General features: G+C 67.1%; 15 protein-coding genes, 1 tRNA gene and 1 pseudogene. 13 read left to right on the top strand and 4 right to left on the bottom strand.

Going from position 1 to position 17916, the window contains the following annotated elements:
• The 12 genes and pseudogenes from AAG816_RS24025 to AAG816_RS23970 form a co-directional block, all read left to right on the top strand.
• Positions 1-106: pseudogene (locus tag AAG816_RS24025) on the top strand (restriction endonuclease); the annotation flags it as partial.
• Between the two features lie 176 nt (positions 107-282).
• Positions 283-1254, top strand: coding sequence for a P-type conjugative transfer ATPase TrbB (gene trbB, locus AAG816_RS24020; RefSeq protein ID WP_341992225.1), 972 nt, complete (start codon positions 283-285; stop codon positions 1252-1254).
• Positions 1251-1583: a TrbC/VirB2 family protein gene (locus AAG816_RS24015; RefSeq protein ID WP_341992224.1), complete on the top strand. Its 333-nt coding sequence runs from the start codon at positions 1251-1253 to the stop codon at positions 1581-1583. Before trbB ends, AAG816_RS24015 begins: the two co-directional genes overlap by 4 nt.
• Positions 1583-1852, top strand: coding sequence for a VirB3 family type IV secretion system protein (locus AAG816_RS24010; protein WP_341992223.1), 270 nt, complete (start codon positions 1583-1585; stop codon positions 1850-1852). Before AAG816_RS24015 ends, AAG816_RS24010 begins: the two co-directional genes overlap by 1 nt.
• A 13-nt stretch (positions 1853-1865) precedes the next feature.
• A complete protein-coding gene (gene trbE / locus AAG816_RS24005) occupies positions 1866-4304 on the top strand; it encodes a conjugal transfer protein TrbE (RefSeq protein ID WP_341992231.1) in 2439 nt (812 codons plus the stop codon).
• Positions 4301-5053 carry a P-type conjugative transfer protein TrbJ gene (gene trbJ, locus AAG816_RS24000; protein ID WP_341992222.1) on the top strand — a complete coding sequence of 251 codons (753 nt, stop codon included), beginning with the start codon at positions 4301-4303 and terminating at the stop codon, positions 5051-5053. Before trbE ends, trbJ begins: the two co-directional genes overlap by 4 nt.
• 11 nt (positions 5054-5064) lie before the next feature.
• Positions 5065-5334: a putative entry exclusion protein TrbK-alt gene (gene trbK-alt, locus AAG816_RS23995; protein ID WP_341992221.1), complete on the top strand. Its 270-nt coding sequence runs from the start codon at positions 5065-5067 to the stop codon at positions 5332-5334.
• 1 nt (position 5335) lies between these two features.
• The gene (trbL, locus tag AAG816_RS23990; protein ID WP_341992230.1) at positions 5336-6565 is read left to right on the top strand and encodes a P-type conjugative transfer protein TrbL; all 1230 of its coding nucleotides are present in this window, start codon (positions 5336-5338) and stop codon (positions 6563-6565) included.
• Positions 6562-7251: a conjugal transfer protein TrbF gene (trbF, locus tag AAG816_RS23985; protein WP_341992220.1), complete on the top strand. Its 690-nt coding sequence runs from the start codon at positions 6562-6564 to the stop codon at positions 7249-7251. Before trbL ends, trbF begins: the two co-directional genes overlap by 4 nt.
• Before the next feature lie 74 nt (positions 7252-7325).
• Entirely contained in the window at positions 7326-8231 is a 906-nt protein-coding gene (gene trbG, locus AAG816_RS23980; protein WP_341992219.1) for a P-type conjugative transfer protein TrbG, read from the top strand.
• Positions 8228-9409, top strand: coding sequence for a TrbI/VirB10 family protein (locus AAG816_RS23975; protein WP_341992218.1), 1182 nt, complete (start codon positions 8228-8230; stop codon positions 9407-9409). Before trbG ends, AAG816_RS23975 begins: the two co-directional genes overlap by 4 nt.
• A 2-nt stretch (positions 9410-9411) precedes the next feature.
• Entirely contained in the window at positions 9412-9684 is a 273-nt protein-coding gene (locus tag AAG816_RS23970) for a DUF2274 domain-containing protein (protein ID WP_341992217.1), read from the top strand.
• Here AAG816_RS23970 and AAG816_RS23965 read toward each other — a convergent pair.
• From AAG816_RS23965 to AAG816_RS23950, 4 genes are all read right to left on the bottom strand, one after another.
• On the bottom strand, positions 9644-10561 hold the full coding sequence (locus AAG816_RS23965) for a LysR substrate-binding domain-containing protein (RefSeq protein WP_341992216.1): 918 nt from the start codon (positions 10559-10561) through the stop codon (positions 9644-9646). The two genes, AAG816_RS23970 and AAG816_RS23965, sit on opposite strands and share 41 nt — an antisense overlap.
• Before the next feature lie 231 nt (positions 10562-10792).
• Positions 10793-10869 (bottom strand) — tRNA-Arg (locus tag AAG816_RS23960).
• Between the two features lie 392 nt (positions 10870-11261).
• Positions 11262-14480, bottom strand: coding sequence for a DNA translocase FtsK (locus AAG816_RS23955; protein WP_341992215.1), 3219 nt, complete (start codon positions 14478-14480; stop codon positions 11262-11264).
• A gap of 503 nt (positions 14481-14983) precedes the next feature.
• On the bottom strand, positions 14984-15871 hold the full coding sequence (locus tag AAG816_RS23950) for an NAD(P)-dependent oxidoreductase (protein WP_341992214.1): 888 nt from the start codon (positions 15869-15871) through the stop codon (positions 14984-14986).
• A gap of 140 nt (positions 15872-16011) precedes the next feature.
• On the opposite strand from AAG816_RS23950, the gene AAG816_RS23945 reads away from it, so the two are divergent.
• Positions 16012-17802, top strand: a complete 1791-nt coding sequence (locus AAG816_RS23945; RefSeq protein WP_341992228.1) for a CocE/NonD family hydrolase — start codon at positions 16012-16014, stop codon at positions 17800-17802.
• The last annotated feature ends 114 nt before the right edge of the window (positions 17803-17916 follow it).

Here is a 17916-nt window from a genome sequence, read left to right as displayed (position 1 = left end):
CGCCTTCATCAACAAAGACGGCCGCGCCATCGCGCCACGCAGGTTGATCGAGCGACCCCATCCCCATTTCCTGCGCTGGCACAGGGAGCATTGTTTCAAGCCGTGAAGCGGAGGCTCCCTATGAAGCTTCCGATCACTGCACAGCAGTTCCGCCGTTCGCCTGTCGTTGCACGCTACGCTGCGAAGCGGATCGAATCCTGTTGAACCGGCCTAATATCGGGCTCTTTTAATCATCCCCGACCGGGATGAGATCGTCATGACCCCGGCATTGTCGGGGTTGAGATGGCGGCAGCACATCATCATCAGGGCTTTGCCCGCGGCGCACGGATGCTGCGCACGGCGCTGGGTCCGGCGATCGCCCGGCACCTGGAAGACCCGTCCGTCGTCGAAGTGATGCTGAACCCGGATGGGCGGCTGTGGATCGACCGGCTCTCGGAAGGGTTGGGCGACACAGGCGAGAAGCTGTCGCCCGCTGACGGCGAACGCATCGTTCGCCTCGTCGCGCATCATGTCGGCGCGGAGGTTCATGCGGGCGCCCCGCGTGTTTCGGCCGAGTTGCCCGAGACGGGAGAACGTTTCGAGGGCCTGCTGCCGCCGGTCGTGGCGGCCCCGACATTCGCCATCCGCAAGCCCGCCGTCGCGGTGTTCACGCTCGAAGACTATGTCCGCGCCGGGATCATGTCGGCGTGGCACGCCGACGCTTTGCGCCAGGGTGTTGCCTCTCGCGCCAACATTCTCGTCGCGGGCGGCACCTCGACGGGCAAGACCACGCTGACCAATGCGCTGCTCGCCGAGGTCGCGAAGACCTCCGATCGCGTTGTTCTCATCGAGGATACGCGCGAGCTGCAATGCGCGGCGCCGAACCTCGTCGCCCTGCGCACCAGAGACGGCGTCGCCTCGCTCTCGGACCTCGTCCGCTCGGCACTGCGGCTGCGGCCCGACCGTATCCCCATCGGCGAGGTGCGCGGCGCGGAGGCGCTCGACCTATTGAAGGCCTGGGGCACCGGCCATCTAGGTGGCATCGGAACCATCCATGCCGGCAGCGCGCTCGGCGCGCTGAGGCGGATGGAACAGCTCATCCAGGAAGCTGTCGTCACCGTCCCACGCGCGCTGATCGCCGAGACCATCAGTCTCGTGGCCGTGCTCTCCGGCCGCGGCTCCGCACGCCGGCTCACCGAACTCGCCCGTGTCGAGGGCCTCGGCCCCGATGGCGACTACCGCGTCACCCCTGTCCTTACCGGAGATCCCACATGATCCGATCGCTCCATCGCGCCCGTAGCGCAGCCCGGCTGGCCGCGTCTGTCACCTGCATCAGCCTGATGGCCACGGCCAGCGCTTATGCCTCCGGTTCCTCCATGCCGTGGGAAGCGCCGCTGCAATCCATCCTTCAATCGATCGAAGGGCCGGTCGCCAAGATCATCGCCGTCATCGTCATCATCTCGACCGGGCTGGCGCTGGCCTTCGGCGACACGTCGGGCGGCTTCCGCCGGCTGATCCAGATCGTGTTCGGCCTCTCGATTGCCTTCGCCGCCTCGAGCTTCTTCCTCTCGTTCTTCTCCTTCGGCGGCGGAGCGCTCGTCTGATGGGCGAGCCGATTGAGGTCCCGGGCTTCAACGTACCGGTCCACCGGGCGCTGACCGAGCCGATCCTGCTCGGCGGCGCGCCGCGTGCCATCGCCATCGTCAATGGCACGCTCGCCGGGGCCGTGGGCCTTGGCCTGCGCCTGTGGTTGGTCGGCCTCGCCATCGGAATGATCGGACATGTTGCGGCGGTGTGGGCGGCAAAGCGTGATCCGCTTTTCGTCGAGGTGGTGCGTCGGCATCTGCGCATCCCGACGCACCTCTTGGTCTGAGCGGGGTGCCATGATGATCAACCTCGCCGAATATCGCAGCCGCAATCGCCGCCTTGCCGATTTCCTCCCCTGGGCGGCACTGGTCGCGCCGGGCATCGTGCTGAACAAGGACGGCTCATTTCAGCGCACTGCGCGGTTTCGTGGGCCGGACCTCGACAGCGCCGTTCCCGTCGAGCTCGTCGCGGTCGCCGGGCGGCTGAACAACGCCTTTCGTCGCCTTGGTTCGGGATGGGCGATCTTTGTGGAGGCGCAGCGCCATGCCGCCGCGGCCTATCCGGCGAGCGCCTTCCCCGATGCCGCCTCCGCTCTGGTCGATGCCGAGCGGCGGGCCGACTTCGAGCAGGCAGGCAGCCATTTCGAGTCGAGCTACTTTCTGACCTTCACCTTCCTGCCGCCGGCGGAGGATGCGGCACGGACCGAAGGCTGGCTTTATGAAGGGCGGGACCAGGCGGGTCTCGATCCCCATGAGACATTGCGCGGCTTTACCGACCGGACCGATCGGCTCTTCAACCTTATCGACGCCTTCATGCCGGAATGCCGCTGGCTCGATGACGGCGAGACGCTGACCTACCTGCACAGCTGCGTCTCGACGCATCGGCACCGTGTCCGCGTACCGGAGACGCCGATCTATCTCGACGCGCTGCTTGCCGATCAACCGCTCACCGGCGGGCTGGAGCCGCGCCTTGGCGACCAGCATCTGCGGGTGCTGACCATCACCGGATTTCCCACGGTGACGACGCCCGGCCTGCTCGATGAGCTGAACCGGCTGGCCTTTCCCTATCGCTGGTCGACCCGGGCAATCCTGCTCGACAAGACGGATGCGGTCCGGCTGCTTACTAAGATCCGCCGCCAGTGGTTCGCCAAGCGCAAATCCATCGCCGCCATCCTGAAGGAGGTCATGACCAATGAGGCCTCCGTCCTCGTGGACTCCGATGCCGCGAACAAGGCTGAAGATGCCGACCTCGCCCTGCAGGAGCTTGGCGCAGACCATGCCGGCATCGCCTATGTCACCGCGACGGTGACGGTGTGGGATGCCGATCCGCGCATCGCCGACGAGAAGCTGCGGCGAGTCGAGAAGGTCATCCAGGGCCGCGATTTCACGGTGATGACCGAGACCATCAATGCCGTGGACGCCTGGCTGGGAGCTTTACCCGGCCACGTCTATGCCAATGTCCGCCAGCCGCCGATCTCGACGCTCAATCTCGCCCATATGATCCCGCTGTCAGCAGTGTGGGCCGGCGAGAGCCGTGATGCGCATTTTGATGCACCGCCGCTGCTGTTCGGCAAGACCGAGGGCTCGACCCCGTTCCGGTTCTGCCTCCATGTCGGCGATGTCGGCCACACCCTCGTCGTGGGCCCCACCGGCGCGGGCAAGTCCGTACTGCTGGCGCTGATGGCGCTGCAGTTTCGGCGCTATGCGGGCGCGCAGGTGTTTGCCTTTGATTTCGGCGGTTCGATCCGGGCCGCGGCGCTCGGTATGGGAGGCGACTGGCACGATCTCGGCGGCGGCCTCAGCGAGGGGAGCGCGGATAGCGTTTCGCTCCAGCCGCTTGCGCGCATCGATGAGGCTGCCGAGCGCGCCTGGGCCGCTGACTGGCTTAACGCGATCCTCACCCGCGAAGGCGTCCCCATCACGCCGCAGGTCAAGGAGCACATCTGGACGGCGCTGACCTCACTCGCCTCCGCGCCGGTGGAAGAGCGCACCCTCACAGGCCTCTGCGTCCTCCTGCAGTCCAACGACCTGAAGCAGGCACTGCGTCCCTATTGCCTGGGCGGAGCCTGGGGCCGGCTGCTGGATGCGGAGAGCGAGCATCTGGGCTCGTCCACCGTTCAGGCGTTTGAGACCGAAGGACTGATCGGGACTGAGGCCGCGCCGGCGGTGCTGGCCTATCTGTTCCACCGGATCGAGGACCGGCTCGATGGATCGCCGACCCTCCTCATCATCGATGAAGGCTGGCTGGCGCTGGATGACGAGGCCTTCGCTGGCCAGCTGCGCGAATGGCTGAAGACGCTGCGCAAGAAGAACGCCAGCGTGATCTTCGCCACGCAGTCGCTCTCCGACATCGATGGCAGCGCCATCGCCCCGGCGATCATCGAGAGCTGCCCGACACGCCTTCTGCTCCCCAATGAGCGGGCCATCGAGCCGCAGATCACCGCCATCTATCGCCGCTTCGGCCTGAACGACCGCCAGATCGAGATCCTCGCGCGGGCGACCCCAAAGCGCGACTATTACTGCCAGTCGCGGCGCGGCAACCGGCTGTTCGAGCTGGGCCTCAGCGAGGTCGCGCTGGCGCTATGCGCCGCGTCCTCCAAGACCGAACAGCAGGCCATCGGCAATCTCTTAGACGCGCATGGCCGCGACGGCTTCCTGGACGCCTGGCTGCGTCATCGCGGCCTCGGCTGGGCCGCCGACCTCCTTCCCAACCTCACCAATCTGGAGACGCAGCCATGACGCAGTCCCATCCGCGCGCGCTCACCGTCGCCGTCGCGCTGCTGACCGCGCCGCTCGCCCTCGCACCCGTGCTGTCCCCGCCCGCGCAGGCCCTCACGGTCTATGACCCGTGGAACTACGCGGAGAATATGATGTCTGCGGCCCGGGCGCTGGAGCAGATCAACAATCAGATCACCTCGCTGCAGAACGAAGCGCAGATGCTGATCAACCAGGCGCGCAATCTCGCCAGCCTGCCGCACTCCTCGCTGCAGCAGATTCAGCAATCGGTCCAGCGCACCCAGCAGTTGCTCGGGCAGGCGCAGAGCATCGCCTTCGATGTCGGCCAGATCGACCAGGCCTTCCAGCAGCGCTACGGCAACATCCCGCTCTCAGCCTCCGATGCCGATCTCGTCGCCGGTGCGCGCTCGCGCTGGCAGACGACCGTCGGGGGCCTGCAGGACGCGCTGCGGGTGCAGGCCGGCGTCGTCGGCAATGTCGATGCCAACAAGGCCGAGATGGCGACCCTCGTCGGCCAAAGCCAGGGCGCCACGGGAGCCCTTCAGGCCACCCAGGCCGGCAACCAGTTACTCGCTTTGCAGTCGCAGCAGCTTTCCGACCTGATCGCGGTGATGTCCGCCAATGGGCGCGCCGCGGCGCTGTCCGAGGCGGAACGCGCGACTGCCGCCGAGCAGGGACGCGAGCAGCGCCGGCGCTTCCTCACCCCGGGCGCCGGCTATCAGGCCGGCAATGCCCGCATGTTCAGCAACTGAGGGAGGCCGACATGGACGGAGCCATGCTGGCCCGGCTCGGCGCGGTGATCTTCGTGGCCATCGCCGGTACGGCGGCGGTTGTGGAGATGAGCCGGGAGGAAAAGGCGCCGGAGCCTTCACCCACTCGGACGGTCGAGGCCGAGCACGATCCGCTGCGCGATGAGCAGTGGCGGTGTCAGCAGCTTGGAGAAGCCGCCGCGCAGGACGCCGCGTGCATGAAGGTCTGGGCGCAGACGCGGGACCGGTTCCTCGGACGTCCCGCGCCGAATGAAGGTCGCTGAGATGGGTGGCACCGGCGTCATCGACACTTTCCTCGGGGTCTTCACCTCCTATATCGACAGCGGCTTCGGCCTGCTTGGCGGCGAGGTTGCCTTCATCGCCACCACGCTCATCGTCATCGACGTGACGCTGGCGGCGCTATTCTGGTCCTGGGGTGCGGATGACGACGTCATCGCGCGGCTCATCAAGAAGACCCTGTTCGTCGGCGTCTTCGCCTACATCATCGGCAATTGGAACAACCTCGCCCGCATCGTCTTCGAGAGCTTCGCCGGGCTGGGGCTGAAGGGCTCGGGAACGGCATTTTCCGTCAGCGACCTGATGCGTCCGGGCAAGGTGGCGCAGACCGGGCTCGAAGCCGGTCGGCCGCTACTCGACTCCATCTCCGACCTGATGGGCTGGGTCGCCTTCTTCGAGAACTTCATCCAGATCGCCTGCCTGCTGTTTGCCTGGGCGCTGGTGCTGCTCTCCTTCTTCATTCTCGCGGTCCAGCTCTTCGTCACCTTGATCGAGTTCAAGCTGACGACGCTCGCCGGCTTCGTGCTGATCCCCTTCGGCCTGTTCGGCAAAACCGCCTTCATGGCCGAGCGGGTGCTGGGAAATGTCGTCTCCTCCGGCATCAAGGTCATGGTGCTCGCGGTCATCATCGGCATCGGCTCCACCCTGTTTGGCCAGTTCACCGCGGGGTTTGGGGGACAGACGCCCACCATCGATGACGCCATGGCCATCGTGCTGGCTGCCCTGTCCCTGCTCGGCCTCGGCATCTTCGGCCCTGGCATTGCCGCGGGCCTTGTCTCCGGCGGCCCGCAGCTGAGCGCGGGGGCCGCGGTCGGCACGGGCCTCGCCGCCGGTGGCGCGCTGATGGCGGCCGGCGGTGCCGCAAGCCTCGCAATCCGGGGCGGCGGGGCCGCGCTCTCCGCGACGGCGGCTGCGGCGCGGGGTGGAGCGACAGCCTACAGCCTCGGTTCCGCCGGACAGTCCGGCATGGCGGGTGTCACCTCGGGGCTGGGTGGCGTCGCGCGAGCCGCAGGCTCCGCCGCCGTGACCCCGCTGGCGAACGCCGTCAGCGGTACGGCCTCAGCCTCCTCCGCCGGCGAGGTGCCCGATTGGGCCAAGCGCATGAAGCGCGGCCAGTCGCTTCGCCACGGCGTCTCCGCCGCCGCCCATGCTGTGCGCTCCGGTGACAGCCATGCCGGCGGCTCTTCCGTCTCCCTGTCTGAGAGCGACCGCTCATGAGCCTCTTCAAGCGACACGCGACCCATTACGGAACTTCGCCCGACCCCGTCACGCCCTATCAGAAGGCAGCACAGGTGTGGGACGAGCGCATCGGTTCGGCCCGTGTGCAGGCCAAGAACTGGCGGCTGATGGCGCTTAGTAGTCTGTTCCTCTCGGCCGGCTTTGCCTCGGCGCTGATCTGGCAGTCGACGCGGGGCACCGTCGTGCCCTGGGTGGTCGAGGTCGATCGTCTCGGCCAGACGCAGGCCGTTGGACCCGCCACCGGCGATTATCGCCCCACCGATCCGCAGATTGCCTGGCATCTCGCCCGCTTCATCGAGCAGGTGCGCAGCCTGCCGGCCGATCCCGTTATCGTGCGGCAGAACTGGCTCAGGGCCTATGAATTCACTACCGATCGGGGTGCTGCCGCGCTCAACGACTACGCCCGCGCCAATGATCCCTTCACCCGGGTCGGCAAGCAGCAGATCGCCGTTGAGCTCTCCAGCGTGATCCGGGCCTCTCCGGATTCCTTCCGCGTTGCGTGGGTCGAGCGGCGCTATGAGAACGGCCAGCTCGTCGCCACAGAGCGCTGGAGCGCGATCCTGACCCTGGTGATCCAGCCGCCACGCGATGCCGAGCGCCTGCGCACCAATCCCCTCGGCATCTATGTGAACGCCATCAGTTGGTCGCGGGAGATGAGCCAGTGAAAACACCTCTCCGTAAACCTGCATCTCCGGCTTTCCGCCGATCCGCCTTTGCGGTTCTCCTGCTCTCGGCGACGATGCTGGGCGGCTGCGCATCGGCACCGAAGCCGCCGCAGATCAGCTATGACGGTGACGTTCCGGCGCTACCGGTGGTGCCCGCCGTCGTCACTGATGAGCGGCCGCGCCCGCTCCACACGCCTCCTGCCTGGACGCCCGCCAAGGGCGGCACGGATGCGAAAACGCCCGTCGCCCGCGTCGAGAACGCCAACGCGGCAGCCCGCGTGGAGCCGCGCCGCGAGGGCTATTATAACGCCATCCAGATCTATCCCTGGAGCGAGGGTGCGCTCTATCAAGTCTATGCAGCGCCCGGCCAGATCACCAACATCGCGCTGGAGCCGGGCGAGAGCCTGACCGGCAGCGGACCCATCGCGGCGGGCGACACCGCGCGCTGGATCATCGGCGACACCGAGAGCGGCGAAGGTGCAAACCGGCGCGTGCATGTGTTGGTGAAACCGACACGGGCGGACATCTCCACCAACCTCGTCATCACCACCGACCGCCGCAGCTACATGATCGAGCTGCGCGCCGGCGAGAAGCCCTATATGCCGGCCGTCGCCTGGGCATATCCGCAGGTTCCGGGAGCGCAGCGCTCCAGTGTTCCAGCGACGCCGGTCATTCCGGCCTTCACTGTCCGCAACTACCGTTATGCGCTCACCGGCGACACGCCGCCCTGGCGGCCGATGGCCGTCTATGATGACGGGCGCAAGGTCTATGTCGAGTTCCCGCGCGGCATTGTCCAGGGCGAGATGCCGCCGCTCTTCGTCATCGGGGCAGATGGCGAAGCGCAGATCGTCAATAGCCGCATCCACCAGAACATCCTGATCGTCGACCGGCTGTTCGGTGCGGCCGAGCTCCGCCTCGGCGGCGGCGAGCGTCCGCAGAAGGTGCGGATCGAGCGCACGGACGGGAGGCCGGCATCATGAGCGGCCCCCAAAATCATGACCTCGAGGCCGATCTTGGAGCTCCGACCACCGATCACGCCGCCGCCATGCGGCTGCGTCCCGAGCCGCCGCGCGTTACGCGCCTTTCCCGCAAGGTGCTGGCCGGCGCCGGGCTGGTCGTCAGCCTCGGCATTGGTGGCGCGTTGATCTATGCGCTGCAGAGTCGCGACAAAGGAACCGGCGGCGAGGAACTTTATTCCACCCAGAACCGCTCCACGGCCGATGGCCTTGCCGGCCTGCCGCGCGACTACACCGGGCCGATCCTGGGTCCGCCTCTGCCGGGCGATCTCGGCCGGCCGATCCTTGAGGCACAGAACCGCGGCCAGCCCGTGGTGCCGCCGACATTGACAGCGCCACAGGTCGATCCCGAGCAGCAGCGGCGTCTTGCCGAACAGGAAGCCGCGCGGACCAGTCGCGTATTCTTCCAGGCTGCGCAGGCCCGCGCGCCGGCGTCGTCAGTGACGGGTGCCTCCGGCTTCAGCGGCCTTGGCGCCGTCGGGCCGGGCGGTACACCTTCAGCCCAAGACCGCCAGCTTGCCTTCCTCAATGCCGCCGTCGATCGACGCGTCGTCGCGTCCGATCGCGTCATGGCACCGGCATCGCCCTACGTGATGCAGGCCGGCGCTGTCATCCCCGCCGCGCTCATCACCGGCATTCGCTCAGACCTGCCCGGCCAGATCACCGCGCAGGTGACCGAGAATGTCTATGACAGCCCGACCGGCCGGATACTGATCATCCCGCAGGGGACCCGGCTGCTGGGCCAGTACGACAATGGCGTCGGCTTCGGACAGCGCCGCATCCTGCTGGTCTGGAACCGGCTGATCTTCCCCAATGGCCGCTCCATCGTGCTGGAGCGCCAGCCCGGCACCGATGCGCAGGGCTATGCCGGCCTCGAGGACGGCGTCGACATGCACTGGTGGGATCTCGCCAAGGCGATCGGCCTCTCGACCCTGCTCTCCGTAAGCGCCGAACTCGCCATGGACGACGAGGACGAGCTGATCCAGGCGCTGCAGAGTGGGGCGCAGGACACCATCAATAATGCCGGCCAGGAGATCATCCGCCGGCAGTTGAACGTCGCGCCGACCCTGACCATTCGGCCCGGCTTCCCGGTGCGGGTCATGGTCACGCGCGACCTCGTCCTCGAACCCTACAGGTACTGACCATGGCAAAGCTGAAGCTCGGACCGATCACGAACGACAAGCCGGTGAAGGTGGCCCTGTCACTGCCGGGCGCGCTGCACCGCGATCTTGTTGCCTATGCCGAGGTGCTCGCGCGGGAAACCGGCGAGCCCGCCCCGGATCCAGTGAAGCTCGTCGTGCCCATGCTGGAGCGCTTCATCGCCACCGATCGCGAATTCGCTAAGGCGCGCCGCGAGGCTGGCGGCGCTGCGAGCATCAGCGCGTCGCAGCCTGCTCCCGGGCCATCTTCCGTGTGAGGCTGAGCAAGGTGCGCACTGCCGGGTTGTCGTTGCGAGGCGAGTAAATCACAGAGAACGGGATCGCCTCGCCGGCGAGAGGGCGGAACACCACCTCCGGCAGACCGATGACCGTTTCCGACTCAAGCACCGGCACGATTCCGCGTCCCGTGGCGACCAGACCGAGAAGGCTATAGCGCGCGACCTGCTGCGTGCTGATGCGCGGCGAGATGTCGAGTTCCCGAAACTTCCGCTCAAGAAAACCGCGCACCTCATTGCCGGAGCCTTCGGTGCGGACCAGAAAGGTCTCATCCCCGAGATCGCGCCAGGACAGCACGTGCCTCTGGACCAGAGGATGAAGCCGCGGCAGCGCGAACAGGAGCGGTTCGCTCCACGAGGAAATCGCATCACAGTCCGGCCAGCTTTGCCGGCCCAGCACGAATGCAGCGTCGAGATCGAAGCGCCGTATCGCGGCCGCGTGACTTTCGGCAGGCGCTTCGACAAAGTCGATGTGAACGCCCGCATAGCGGCTGTCATAGGTCTGGAACAGGTCGCGCAGAAAGCCGGAGGACAGGTTCGAAAATAGCCCAACCCTCAGGTGCCCTTCTTCCGCCCGGCCGAACGCCGCGGCCTCCTCGCCGGCTTCGCGAATCTGATCCAGCGCCTGGCGTGTCCGGCTGAGATACCTTTGCCCCGCCAGAGTGAGGTTCACCCCGCTCGAATGCCGGATGAACAGCGAGACGCCGACCTCATCCTCCAGATCCCGGACGCTCCGGCTGATGGACGATTCCTTGACCTCAAGTGCCACCCCCGCCTTGCGGAAGCTCCCGTGCTCGGCGGCGGCCACGAAATAGCGCAGGTGGCGCAACTCGATCGAGGGTGACAACAGCGCAGCCATCCGGGCTCCGGCGTGTTAAAGAGCTCCTGGATATTGATACCCAAAGTTATGGGGAGGGTCGAGAGTCGCATAGCCGGCGGCACCGCCCTCGCGACGACGCCTAGACATGCTCGATATGGGGACTTTCTAAAGCGCCGCCTATCGTGGCGTTTGGGCGCTTTCTGACAGACTAAATACCGCTCGTTTTGACGGACATAGTCCCTTGAGAACCGGCGCAATCAAAAGTTGCAGTGGCGCACCCGACACGATTCGAACGTGTGGCCTCCGCCTTCGGAGGGCGGCGCTCTATCCAGCTGAGCTACGGGTGCCTGCTGCTTACGCAGTGCTTACTCGGATTTCCTGCGAAAGTGAAGCCCTCAGCCGAACGCTCGCAAGTCATTGAGTTCCAGAACGCTTTTCTTCACACTTTTCACATCGGCCGGCTTGACACGTGCCTTCTGAGGGCAGCGCTCTATCCAGCTGAGCTACGGGTGCCAGGCGCCGGTGCCAAGACCGACGCAACGCCGTTCATAGGACAAGTCGCGCCGGGCGGCAACCGGGGGCGACGGAGAGCATACCTTTCCACAGGCAAAGGTGTCGCGAACCCCGTACTCCGGGGGCTATAGCCCGGAAAAAACCGCCTGCCCCCACGCAGAGGCGCATGCCCCGCCCCATGCTGATGGGGCGCAGGGGCTCTTCGGCCCAGCGCCCTGCCGCGCCCTCACGGGGCGCGGGTGATGAGGATCTCGCGCTTGCCGGCATGGTTGGCCGCGCCGACGATGCCCTCCTGCTCCATGCGCTCCATCAGGCTGGCGGCCTTATTGTAGCCGATCTGCAGGCGGCGCTGGATATAGGAGGTGGAGGCCTTGCGGTCGCGCAGCACCAGCGCGATGGCCTGCTCGTAATGGTCGCCCTCCTCGCCCAGGGCCGATTTGTCGAACACCGCGCCATCGTCCTCGGCGGGGGCCTCCTCGTCATCCTCGGAGGTGACCGCATCGAGATATTCCGGCCGCCCCTGCAACTTCAGGTGCGCCACAACCTTCTCCACCTCATTGTCTGAGACGAAGGGGCCATGTACGCGCATGGTTCGCCCGCCGGAGGCCATATAGAGCATGTCGCCCTGGCCCAGCAGCTGCTCGGCGCCCATCTCGCCGAGGATGGTGCGGCTGTCGATCTTGGAGGTCACCTGGAACGAGATCCGGGTGGGAAAATTGGCCTTGATGGTGCCGGTGATCACATCCACCGAGGGACGCTGGGTGGCCATCACCAGATGGATCCCGGCGGCCCGCGCCATCTGCGCCAGGCGCTGGATGGCGCCTTCGATTTCCTTGCCGGCTACCATCATCAGGTCGGCCATCTCATCGACGATGATGACGATGAACGGCAGCGCGGAGAGGTCCATGGCCTCTTCGTGATGCTGCATCTCGCCCGTCTCGCGGTCGAAGCCGGTCTCGATGATGCGGGTGATGATTTCGCCCTTGGCGCGGGCTTCCGCCACGCGGGCGTTGAAGCCGTCGATATTGCGCACGCCGAGGCGGCTCATCTTGCGGTAGCGGTCTTCCATCTCCCGCACCGCCCATTTCAGCGCGGTGATGGCCTTTTTCGGGTCCGTCACCACCGGGGTCAGCAGGTGCGGGATGCCCTCATAGACTGAGAGCTCGAGCATCTTCGGATCGATCATGATCATCCGGCAGGCTTCCGGCGTGTGCCGGTAGAGCAGCGACAAGATCATGGTGTTGATGGCCACCGACTTGCCCGAGCCAGTGGTGCCGGCCACCAAGAGATGCGGCATGCGGGCAAGATCGGCGATCACCGGCTCGCCGCCGATGGTCTTGCCCAGGCACAGGCCGAGCTTGGCCCGCGCCTCGCTGAAATCGGGATTGGCCAGCAGCTCGCGCAGCCACACGGTCTCGCGGACCCGGTTGGGCAGCTCGATACCGATGACATTGCGCCCCTCCACCACCGCCACGCGGGCGGAAATGGCGCTCATGGAGCGGGCGATGTCGGCGGCAAGGCCGATGACCCGGGACGACTTGGTGCCGGGCGCCGGCTCCAGTTCATAGAGCGTGACCACCGGGCCGGGATTGGCGTCGATGATTTCGCCGCGCACGCCGAAGTCGCGCAGGGTCTGCTGCAGGATGGCGGAATTCTGCTCCAGGAATTCCTCGGAGAGATCGAACGGCGGCTCGGTCACCGGCGGCTCGGCCAAGAGCTCCAGCGGCGGCAATTCATAGTCGCCGGTAAACAGCCCGGCGACGCGGGCGACCGGCTCGGCGTCCAGCTCCGGCCCGTCGGCGGCCGCGTCATCACTGTCGTCGGCGACTAGATCCGTGGCGGATGCGATGGCCTCCGGCTCCACCTCGGCGTGCGCGGCAACGATCGCGGCCACCGGCGAAACCATCGCATGGACGCTCTGGAGATAGGGCTGCCATCCCAGCGTGGCGGTCACCACCACGGCGGGAGCGGCGGCCACCGCCAGGACGGCCTGCGGCGCGGCGACGGACGCGGGCTCGGCAGCGGCTTCAGGTTCGTCCGCCGTCAGATCCATCGGGACCAGCGGCATGGACTCGGCGGCGGTGGTCTCCGTGAGATCGGGCCGAACGGGCTCAGCCCTATGCGCCGGGGCCTCAGCCTGCGCGTCGCACGCCAGTGGCGTGTCGTCGCTCAGCGCCAGCGTGGCGTCGGCCATGGGCTCGGCCACGGCTTCGGCATCTACCGACACGGCCAAGAGCGTCGAGTCATCAGCATCACGATCATCCGGGGCCGCTGCGTCGGCGGATACGATCGGATCATCGGTCAGGACATCGGTGGCCGCAGCCGGCCCGTCGGCGAGATCATCGCCCGCCGCGGCCAGATCCATTGGAGCGCTGATTTCAGACGACGCGACATCCACCATGGCGCTATCCGCCTCCAGGGCGGTACCCGGTGCCAGCGCGATCTCCGACACGTCCGCAAGCCCGGAGGCGAGCTCCGCCCCGCCCGCGGCAAGCGCCATCGGCAGAAGATCCTGATCGGCGGCGACGGGCGGGTAGGCGCCATCCCCCACCACGATCAGACGGGACAGCCGTCGCAGCTGCTGCGGCATCACCGGCGGAACCGGGGAAGGGGCTGCGGCCACCGCCTCACCCAAGGCGGTGGCCGTATCCAGCGCGGCGTTCCGCGAGAGGTCGACGTCTGAAGGCGCATCGGCAGCCACGGGCGTCTTGAGCGACACGGCGCCGGCGCCGCCATCAGCGGTTTCCGGCGCAGCCGCCTCGGCGGCGCCAAGAGGAGCCAGAGCCCCAACATCCGCAAGGGCATCAAGAGCGTCATCTGATGCGGCCTCGTCCGAAGCGCCACTATCGTCATGGGCACCAAGCGCAGGTTCCGCGTCGTCCGACGTCGCCGGCACTGCGGCGATCGCCTCCTCGGCAGGCGGCGCCATCGCCAGGTCCGGGGCGAGATCCCCATCGCGGGGCGCCTGGATCGATGCGGCGATCTCGGTCATCTCCGCCATTTCCTCCGGCGCCGGCTCCCAGTCCGGGCCCAAAGTGGTGGCGGCGATGGCCATGGGAACGCTGTCGATGGGCTCGTCGCCGCTCTCCACCGCCAGGAACGACCAGGGCCGCATGCCGAAACCGAAGGTATCGGGAGGCGAGGCCTTGCGCGGCGGCAGCGGCGGCATGGGCGGCATGTCCAGCGCGTCGCCGGGCCGGCGGCTGCGCAGCAAATGGTCGGGCGTGCGGGTGAAGCGGGTGTTCTCGTCCAGGGTGAACGGCACCAGCCAGCTGGGCACCAGATCGCTGGCGATCCACGGCGTGACCGTCAGTTGCGCCACCACCGGCGCTTGCACGCGGAAGGACATCGGCCCGGACAGCGGCAGGCCGCGGGCGGTGCCCGCCTCGGAGCCGTTGGAAAACGAAGATGCGATCGATTTCGGAGGGTGATTCGAAGAAGGCATGTGCGTCCAGGACCCAGCAGGCCGCGCGGATGGAGCGGCCGGTTCCCCAAAGCCATAGCCGCCGGTGCGTTAAAAGGAGGTTTGGACCGGCCGGCGAAGCGCACCTTTGCTGTGGGTGGGATCGGCACGCCGGCGCAAAAGCGGCATCTGATACCTCCTTAAGAGATAACCCAAAGAGGTTCCCCACAGGCCCCCGGCCCGATCGGACGAGACCCGAAGCGTTGCCATGGCAGGCGTTCGGCACTGCGACCTTGGACGTGGGACTGTGACGTTTGGACAGAGGCCGGCAGGTCCGTCCCTAAAAGCACAGGGGCAGGAATTTATGAGCGCCGCCCCAGCGCAGGCCAAGCCGGGCACGCAGGACAGGCGACCGGCCCCCGCGCGCCCATCGAGCGGGAAGAGGTCATTGCGCGCCGTTTCCCATGGGGGCCGCGGGATCTTGCCGGGACCGAAGAGCCCGCCCGACTCACCCTCGCGCGGTCGCATCGAGGCGGCGGCGCCTTTCAGGTGCGGGCGTGGCGCGACCAGAAGGCGGTGAGCGCCGCCCCGTCCTTGTCGCCGAGGCCGGCGCGGGAGGCGGCGTCATAGACCTCCAGCGTGCGGGCGGTGACCGGCAGCTCCATATTCTGCTTGGCGGCTTCCGCGATCATAGTGCGCAGGTCCTTGCGGATGGCGTCCACCGCAAAGCTCGCCGGCCCGATGTCCTCGCCGGCCAGGGCCTTGGCGATGGGATCGCGCCGGGCCTTCAGCACATTGGCGCCGCCGGAGGTGTCGGAGAAGAAGTCCACCAGCCATTCGGTGCTCAGCCCCAGATGCCGGCACAAGGTGAAGGCCTCGCCGAAGGCCTGGTAGAACACCAGCAGCGGCAGATTGATGGCCAGCTTCATGCTGGCCCCCGCCCCCACCGGCCCCACATGCTCCACCCGCCGGCACAGCTGATCCAGCATCGGTCGGGCGCGCACGAAGTCCGCCGCCTCGCCGCCGGCAAGCCCCAGCAGCTTGCCGGTGCGCGCCGGCCCCACCGTGCCGCCCACGGGACATTCCAGGAACGCGCCGCCCTGGGCGCGCACCTTGGCCGCCAAGGCGATCTCGTCATCGGGCAGCACCGTGCTCATTTCGATGATGAGCTTGCCATTCAGCGACACCGAGAGCAGGCCCTGCGCCCCCTCATAGACCTCGGCCAGAGCGGAGGCGTCCAGCAGGCTAGAGATGATCACCTCCACCGCGCCGGCCAGGGCGGCCGGCGTCGCGGCGGCCTGGGCACCGGCCTCCAGCAGCGGGGCAAGGCGGGCCTGCGAGCGGTTCCACACATGGACCTCATGATCCAGCTCCAGCAGCCGCAGCACCATCGCGCCGCCCATCCGTCCAGCACCGGCGATTCCGATCTTCATGGCGACCTCCCCCGTTGGGCTTCAAGCCTCGCGTTTTGGGCTTGTAAATTATCGAACGATCATTAGCATGCTGGATGTAAGCGCAAAAGCATAAGGCGCGACCAAGACCAAAAAATCTCAAGGAGGATCTGCCCGTGCGGATGACCGAACCCGGCATCGCCGCGCCGTTGGCGCACACGCCATCCCCTCTCCGCACCCGCACGGATTTGCGTGACGGCATGCGGATCATTTGGGACTTGCCCATCCCCATGGACGACGGACTGGTGGTCCGCGCCGATGTGTTCCTGCCGCCGGACGAGGGCACCTATCCGGTCCTGCTCACCTATGGCCCCTACGCCAAGGGCCTTTCGTTCCAGGAAGGCTATCCCAGCGCCTGGGAGCGCATGGCGCAGAAACATCCCGATGTGCCCGCCGGCTCCAGCAACATCCATCAGGCCTGGGAAGTGGTGGATCCGGAGAAATGGGTGCCGGAAGGCTATGCCTGCGTGCGGGTGGATTCCCGTGGCTGCGGCACCTCGCCGGGCTTCATCGACCCCTTTTCGCCGCGCGAGCAGAAGGACTTTTACGACTGCATCGAGTGGGCGGCCCAGCAACCCTGGAGCAATGGCAAGGTCGGACTCAACGGCATCTCCTATTTCGGCTCCAACCAGTGGCACGTGGCCAAGCACAAGCCGCCGCATCTAGCCGCCATGTGCATCTGGGAGGGCTCCGCCGACTGGTATCGGGACATGACCCACCACGGCGGCATCCTCTCCACCTTCTGGGCCAATTGGTACGACATGCAGGTGAAGACGGTGCAATACGGCATCGGCGAGCGCGGCCGGCGCTCCAAGGCGCACGGGCAATTGGTCTGCGGGCCGGAGATCCTCTCGGAGGAGGAACTGGCCGCCAACCGCATCGATTTCGGCGCCGACATCCGCGCCCATCCCCTCGATGACGCCTATCACCAGGATCGCTCGCCGGTCTGGGCCGATATCGAGGTGCCGTTTCTCTCCGCCGCCAATTGGGGCGGCCAGGGCCTGCATCCGCGCGGCAATTTCGAAGCCTTCGTGCGCGCCGCCTCCAAGGACAAATGGCTGGAGGTCCATGGCATCGAGCACTGGACCCATTTCTACACCGACTATGGCCGCTCCCTGCAGTTGCGCTTCTTCGACCATTTCCTGAAGGGCGCGGACAATGGCTGGAACCGCCAGCCCAAGGTGCTGCTGCAGGTGCGCCATCCCGGCGAAGTGTTCGTGCAGCGGGCGGAGCACGAATGGCCCCTCGCCCGCACCCAATGGACCAAGCTCCATCTGCATCCGCGCACCGCGCGGCTGGCGCCGGAGCCGGTGGCCAACACGACCGAGGTCTCGTTCGCCGCTCTGGGCGAGGGCCTCACCTTCCTGACCCCGCCGCTGGATCAGGACACCGAGATCACCGGCCCCATCGCCGCCAAGCTGTTCGTCTCCTCCTCCACGGCGGATGCGGATCTGTTCCTGGTGCTGCGGGTGTTCTCGGCGGACCTGAAGGAAGTCACCTTCCAGGGCGCCATCGATCCGCATACGCCGGTGGCGCAGGGCTGGCTGCGGGCCTCGCACCGCAAGCTGGATCCCACACTCTCCGAGCCCTATCGGCCCTACCACAGCCACGACGAAGCGCAGCCCCTCACCCCCGGCGTGCCGGTAGAGCTGGACATCGAGATCTGGCCCACCTGCATCGTGGTGCCGAAGGGCTATCGCATCGCCTTGTCCGTGCGCGGCAAGGATTACGAATGGCCCGGCGGCTCCGGCGGCAAGCTGTCCAACTTCAAGAACGAGCTGACCGGCTGCGGGCCGTTCCTGCACAACGACCAGCTGGACCGGCCGGAGGCCATCTTCGGCGGCACCACCACCCTGCACTTCGACCCGCAGCATGAAAGCTATGTGCTGCTGCCGGTGATCCCGCAGGCCTGACCCGCCGCCGGCCGGGTGCCGGCGGCCCCCACCCGATCCCGCCCCGCGCGCCAACGCCGGGCGGGCGAAGGCAACGGCCCGCGCCAACGGGCCGCAAACACCAAACAGAACGAT

This window comes from Azorhizobium sp. AG788 (genome assembly GCF_943371865.1).
Taxonomy (GTDB): domain Bacteria; phylum Pseudomonadota; class Alphaproteobacteria; order Rhizobiales; family Xanthobacteraceae; genus Azorhizobium.
The sequence above is the reverse complement of the archived record's forward strand: the minus strand, read 5'-3'. Positions and strand labels throughout refer to the sequence as shown.

Bases quoted from the DNA above. Each gene is read 5' to 3' on its own strand.
- trbB (WP_341992225.1), top strand. From the start codon at position 283: ATGGCGGCAGCACATCATCATCAGGGCTTTGCCCGCGGCGCACGGATG.
- AAG816_RS24015 (WP_341992224.1), top strand. From the start codon at position 1,251: ATGATCCGATCGCTCCATCGCGCCCGTAGCGCAGCCCGGCTGGCCGCG.
- AAG816_RS24010 (WP_341992223.1), top strand. From the start codon at position 1,583: ATGGGCGAGCCGATTGAGGTCCCGGGCTTCAACGTACCGGTCCACCGG.
- trbE (WP_341992231.1), top strand. From the start codon at position 1,866: ATGATCAACCTCGCCGAATATCGCAGCCGCAATCGCCGCCTTGCCGAT.
- trbJ (WP_341992222.1), top strand. From the start codon at position 4,301: ATGACGCAGTCCCATCCGCGCGCGCTCACCGTCGCCGTCGCGCTGCTG.
- trbK-alt (WP_341992221.1), top strand. From the start codon at position 5,065: ATGGACGGAGCCATGCTGGCCCGGCTCGGCGCGGTGATCTTCGTGGCC.
- trbL (WP_341992230.1), top strand. From the start codon at position 5,336: ATGGGTGGCACCGGCGTCATCGACACTTTCCTCGGGGTCTTCACCTCC.
- trbF (WP_341992220.1), top strand. From the start codon at position 6,562: ATGAGCCTCTTCAAGCGACACGCGACCCATTACGGAACTTCGCCCGAC.
- trbG (WP_341992219.1), top strand. From the start codon at position 7,326: ATGCTGGGCGGCTGCGCATCGGCACCGAAGCCGCCGCAGATCAGCTAT.
- AAG816_RS23975 (WP_341992218.1), top strand. From the start codon at position 8,228: ATGAGCGGCCCCCAAAATCATGACCTCGAGGCCGATCTTGGAGCTCCG.
- AAG816_RS23970 (WP_341992217.1), top strand. From the start codon at position 9,412: ATGGCAAAGCTGAAGCTCGGACCGATCACGAACGACAAGCCGGTGAAG.
- AAG816_RS23965 (WP_341992216.1), bottom strand. From the start codon at position 10,561: ATGGCTGCGCTGTTGTCACCCTCGATCGAGTTGCGCCACCTGCGCTAT.
- AAG816_RS23955 (WP_341992215.1), bottom strand. From the start codon at position 14,480: ATGCCTTCTTCGAATCACCCTCCGAAATCGATCGCATCTTCGTTTTCC.
- AAG816_RS23950 (WP_341992214.1), bottom strand. From the start codon at position 15,871: ATGAAGATCGGAATCGCCGGTGCTGGACGGATGGGCGGCGCGATGGTG.
- AAG816_RS23945 (WP_341992228.1), top strand. From the start codon at position 16,012: ATGACCGAACCCGGCATCGCCGCGCCGTTGGCGCACACGCCATCCCCT.